The sequence below is a fragment of the Haladaptatus sp. genome (genome assembly GCF_049589095.1).
Lineage (GTDB): Archaea > Halobacteriota > Halobacteria > Halobacteriales > Haladaptataceae > Haladaptatus.
Window position 1 is genome coordinate 1 of sequence record NZ_JBAWAC010000156.1, and the last position, 1,668, is coordinate 1,668.

Consider the following 1,668-nt stretch of genomic DNA (forward strand, 5'->3'; position numbering starts at 1 on the left):
TGATATATGCCAAAGATGATTTTTGGGAAGGGGTCGAAAGTTACCGAGACAGTAGCATTTTATACTCATCAGAGATGTGTAGTTACAGTTGCTGGAACCGCTAAACTTCGAACATACAATCTGCATCCCGCTGATGGAGACGATGTTGCAATCCGTACACCGCGAGGGTTTCGATCCCCCTGGAGAGCTGTTCGGTTGCATACTGGGCGCGCATCGCTCACGAAGAGTCCCGGCAGATTCCCGATTGATTTAGTTATGTACAGTCAGAATAAACTTCGTGGTATCGACGAAGGGAACCCGATGACCCGACAGTCTACCCATCGAGTTGTTGCACACTAATGTCACTAACATTCCACTTCGTTCTCGTTCTCGCGCTCGTCTATGGAACGAGCCTGGTTTTCAAATCGTTAACCAATTACAACGTTCCGATCTTGGCGGTCGAAATGTTGGCCGGGATACTGTTCGGCTCGGTATTCGACATCGTCAATCCATCGATGCCCGGGTTCGAATTCTTCACCGCGCTCGCGGCGTTCGGACTTCTCATGATTATGTTCGACGCCGGTTTGGAACTCGATCCGGACACGATCCGACGGAATCCACAACAGATCGCGGAGCTCGCCGTGTTCACGTTTTTGCTCCCGTTTATCTCCGGATTTGGCCTCGCACGGGTGCTTGGGCTCAACCTCTTCGCGTCGTTTCTGACCGGCGTCACGATTTCGACGACGTCGCTCGGCCTCATCTATCCCCTCGTCGAGGACTTCTCGCTCCTTCAGAGCGATACCGGGCAGACGATTCTCTCCGTCGCGGTGATGAACGACCTGTTATCCGTCGCGGCACTGGCATACGGAATCACCTTGATAACCGCCCCGCAGCCGGTGATCGGCGTCATCCTCGTGACGATTGCGCTGTTCGTGTTCTTCATCGGCCTGCCGTTCTTGCTTGAGGATTACCTCTCGAACACGCTTCAGGAGGGAATGTTCGAAAATCCAGTGAAAGTGGGCGTCTTCCTCATGGTCACGCTGGCGTACTGCATGGAACTCATCGGTATTCACGCGATTCTCGGCGCGTTCTTCGCCGGGCTTCTCGTCGCGGTGATCACGCACGAGGGCCACTCCATTCAAAACTCGATGAAGCCGGTCTCGGACCTGGTGACCCCCGTATTCTTCTTTTACGTCGGGCTGAATTTCGATCTCGAAAGTTTCTCGTCGGCGAGCCCGCTTCTGCTCGCCGGAATCCTCATCTTGGGAATCGGATCGAAAGTGGTCGGTTCGGTGGCTGGTGGGTGGTTCGTCGGTCTCGAACGGAAAACCGTCGCGCTCCTCGCGTCGTCGATGCCCGGTCGACTCAGTATCAGCGTTGCTGCGGCGGAGATCGGCCTGACACGCGGCATCATCTCCGAAGGCCTCTACAACGCGTTCCTGATCCTGTCCGTCGTGTCCGTCTTCCTGGCGATCCTTTCGTTCCGGTACTTCGTCTTGCGGGACTCGGAGATGGAGTTACCCAGACAAGTGTTGTAACCGCTCGAAACGATTCCCGCCAACAGATAAGTCGATCCGTGTCGTTCTATACGGGGGATACCGCAGGTCGCTACGGCCAGCGTTCGTGGTCTCTATGGGGGATACGGGATGAGTCAAACACTTCCGGAAACGTGGTTTATCAAGGACACAC

At 55.0% G+C, this 1,668-nt stretch carries 1 protein-coding gene; it reads left to right on the forward strand.

The window, feature by feature from the left end; all coding sequences use genetic code 11:
- The first annotated feature begins 338 nt into the window (after nt 1-338).
- Nucleotides 339-1,517 (forward strand): cation:proton antiporter, encoded by a 1,179-nt coding sequence (locus WBV42_RS05330; RefSeq protein WP_423985104.1) that lies wholly within the window; start codon nt 339-341, stop codon nt 1,515-1,517.
- The last annotated feature ends 151 nt before the right edge of the window (nt 1,518-1,668 follow it).

Excerpts from the sequence above, each read along its gene's own strand:
- WBV42_RS05330 (WP_423985104.1), top strand. The coding sequence starts at position 339 with ATGTCACTAACATTCCACTTCGTTCTCGTTCTCGCGCTCGTCTATGGA.